General features: G+C 59.3%; 4 protein-coding genes. All 4 read left to right on the forward strand.

Going from position 1 to position 3,245, the window contains the following annotated elements:
* The first annotated feature begins 111 nt into the window (after positions 1-111).
* The 4 genes from MN199_RS14680 to MN199_RS14700 all read left to right on the forward strand — a co-directional run bounded on the left by MN199_RS14680 (position 112) and on the right by MN199_RS14700 (position 3,191).
* A complete protein-coding gene (locus MN199_RS14680) occupies positions 112-459 on the forward strand; it encodes a quaternary ammonium compound efflux SMR transporter QacE delta 1 (RefSeq protein ID WP_000679427.1) in 348 nt (115 codons plus the stop codon).
* Positions 453-1,292, forward strand: a complete 840-nt coding sequence (sul1, locus tag MN199_RS14685; RefSeq protein WP_000259031.1) for a sulfonamide-resistant dihydropteroate synthase Sul1 — start codon at positions 453-455, stop codon at positions 1,290-1,292. The genes MN199_RS14680 and sul1 overlap by 7 nt, the downstream gene beginning before the upstream one ends.
* Positions 1,293-1,419: 127 nt before the next feature.
* The gene (locus MN199_RS14690; protein ID WP_000376623.1) at positions 1,420-1,920 is read left to right on the forward strand and encodes a GNAT family N-acetyltransferase; all 501 of its coding nucleotides are present in this window, start codon (positions 1,420-1,422) and stop codon (positions 1,918-1,920) included.
* Positions 1,921-2,426: 506 nt separating this feature from the next.
* Positions 2,427-3,191, forward strand: a complete 765-nt coding sequence (locus tag MN199_RS14700; RefSeq protein WP_335739913.1) for an IS6-like element IS6100 family transposase — start codon at positions 2,427-2,429, stop codon at positions 3,189-3,191.
* The last annotated feature ends 54 nt before the right edge of the window (positions 3,192-3,245 follow it).

Below are 3,245 nucleotides of genomic sequence, written 5' to 3' on the forward strand. Positions count from 1 at the left end.
GCGTTAGATGCACTAAGCACATAATTGCTCACAGCCAAACTATCAGGTCAAGTCTGCTTTTATTATTTTTAAGCGTGCATAATAAGCCCTACACAAATTGGGAGATATATCATGAAAGGCTGGCTTTTTCTTGTTATCGCAATAGTTGGCGAAGTAATCGCAACATCCGCATTAAAATCTAGCGAGGGCTTTACTAAGCTTGCCCCTTCCGCCGTTGTCATAATCGGTTATGGCATCGCATTTTATTTTCTTTCTCTGGTTCTGAAATCCATCCCTGTCGGTGTTGCTTATGCAGTCTGGTCGGGACTCGGCGTCGTCATAATTACAGCCATTGCCTGGTTGCTTCATGGGCAAAAGCTTGATGCGTGGGGCTTTGTAGGTATGGGGCTCATAATTGCTGCCTTTTTGCTCGCCCGATCCCCATCGTGGAAGTCGCTGCGGAGGCCGACGCCATGGTGACGGTGTTCGGCATTCTGAATCTCACCGAGGACTCCTTCTTCGATGAGAGCCGGCGGCTAGACCCCGCCGGCGCTGTCACCGCGGCGATCGAAATGCTGCGAGTCGGATCAGACGTCGTGGATGTCGGACCGGCCGCCAGCCATCCGGACGCGAGGCCTGTATCGCCGGCCGATGAGATCAGACGTATTGCGCCGCTCTTAGACGCCCTGTCCGATCAGATGCACCGTGTTTCAATCGACAGCTTCCAACCGGAAACCCAGCGCTATGCGCTCAAGCGCGGCGTGGGCTACCTGAACGATATCCAAGGATTTCCTGACCCTGCGCTCTATCCCGATATTGCTGAGGCGGACTGCAGGCTGGTGGTTATGCACTCAGCGCAGCGGGATGGCATCGCCACCCGCACCGGTCACCTTCGACCCGAAGACGCGCTCGACGAGATTGTGCGGTTCTTCGAGGCGCGGGTTTCCGCCTTGCGACGGAGCGGGGTCGCTGCCGACCGGCTCATCCTCGATCCGGGGATGGGATTTTTCTTGAGCCCCGCACCGGAAACATCGCTGCACGTGCTGTCGAACCTTCAAAAGCTGAAGTCGGCGTTGGGGCTTCCGCTATTGGTCTCGGTGTCGCGGAAATCCTTCTTGGGCGCCACCGTTGGCCTTCCTGTAAAGGATCTGGGTCCAGCGAGCCTTGCGGCGGAACTTCACGCGATCGGCAATGGCGCTGACTACGTCCGCACCCACGCGCCTGGAGATCTGCGAAGCGCAATCACCTTCTCGGAAACCCTCGCGAAATTTCGCAGTCGCGACGCCAGAGACCGAGGGTTAGATCATGCCTAGCATTCACCTTCCGGCCGCCCGCTAGCGGACCCTGGTCAGGTTCCGCGAAGGTGGGCGCAGACATGCTGGGCTCGTCAGGATCAAACTGCACTATGAGGCGGCGGTTCATACCGCGCCAGGGGAGCGAATGGACAGCGAGGAGCCTCCGAACGTTCGGGTCGCCTGCTCGGGTGATATCGACGAGGTTGTGCGGCTGATGCACGACGCTGCGGCGTGGATGTCCGCCAAGGGAACGCCCGCCTGGGACGTCGCGCGGATCGACCGGACATTCGCGGAGACCTTCGTCCTGAGATCCGAGCTCCTAGTCGCGAGTTGCAGCGACGGCATCGTCGGCTGTTGCACCTTGTCGGCCGAGGATCCCGAGTTCTGGCCCGACGCCCTCAAGGGGGAGGCCGCATATCTGCACAAGCTCGCGGTGCGACGGACACATGCGGGCCGGGGTGTCAGCTCCGCGCTGATCGAGGCTTGCCGCCATGCCGCGCGAACGCAGGGGTGCGCCAAGCTGCGGCTCGACTGCCACCCGAACCTGCGTGGCCTATACGAGCGGCTCGGATTCACCCACGTCGACACTTTCAATCCCGGCTGGGATCCAACCTTCATCGCAGAACGCCTAGAACTCGAAATCTAACGTCCGTTCGGGCATCGAGGTCCATGTCGGGGTGGGACGGGCCCGTGGCTTCAAGATCACTTGCAGTCCGACCGCGATGTCTTGGTTGCGCGAGAGGTTGTCGATATCCTCCACTTCCATCATCAACCCTGGATAATGCCGCCGCCGTCATCGCCGCCGACGCCCGTGCCGGGCTTTTCGGGCCTGTCAGGCTTGCTCGGCCTTCAGCCTGCCTGGGCGAGATCTCCGGCGGACGGATTAACGGCGGAGCTTCGCCGCCTTTCGTGCGTGTGAAGGCCGAAGATAGTTCTCTCAAAAACATCCGTTTATGAGAGATACCAAATGTCATTTTCAGAAGACGACTGCACCAGTTGATTGGGCGTAATGGCTGTTGTGCAGCCAGCTCCTGACAGTTCAATATCAGAAGTGATCTGCACCAATCTCGACTATGCTCAATACTCGTGTGGGCTCTGTTGCAAAAATCGTGAAGCTTGAGCATGCTTGGCGGAGATTGGACGGACGGAACGATGACGGATTTCAAGTGGCGCCATTTCCAGGGTGATGTGATCCTGTGGGCGGTGCGCTGGTATTGTCGCTATCCGATCAGCTATCGCGACCTTGAGGAAATGCTGGCGGAACGCGGCATTTCGGTCGACCATACGACGATCTATCGCTGGGTCCAGTGCTACGCCCCGGAGATGGAGAAGCGGCTGCGCTGGTTCTGGCGGCGTGGCTTTGATCCGAGCTGGCGCCTGGATGAAACCTACGTCAAGGTGCGGGGCAAGTGGACCTACCTGTACCGGGCAGTCGACAAGCGGGACGACACGATCGATTTCTACCTGTCGCCGACCCGCAGCGCCAAGGCAGCGAAGCGGTTCCTGGGCAAGGCCCTGCGAGGCCTGAAGCACTGGGAAAAGCCTGCCACGCTCAATACCGACAAAGCGCCGAGCTATGGTGCAGCGATCACCGAATTGAAGCGCGAAGGAAAGCTGGACCGGGAGACGGCCCACCGGCAGGTGAAGTATCTCAATAACGTGATCGAGGCCGATCACGGAAAGCTCAAGATACTGATCAAGCCGGTGCGCGGTTTCAAATCGATCCCCACGGCCTATGCCACGATCAAGGGATTCGAAGTCATGCGAGCCCTGCGCAAAGGACAGGCTCGCCCCTGGTGCCTGCAGCCCGGCATCAGGGGCGAGGTGCGCCTTGTGGAGAGAGCTTTTGGCATTGGGCCCTCGGCGCTGACGGAGGCCATGGGCATGCTCAACCACCATTTCGCAGCAGCCGCCTGATCGGCGCAGAGCGACAGCCTACCTCTGACTGCCGCCAATCTTTGCAACAGAGCC

This window comes from Rheinheimera metallidurans (assembly GCF_036983985.1).
In the GTDB taxonomy this organism is placed as follows: Bacteria; Pseudomonadota; Gammaproteobacteria; order Enterobacterales; family Alteromonadaceae; genus Alishewanella; species Alishewanella metallidurans.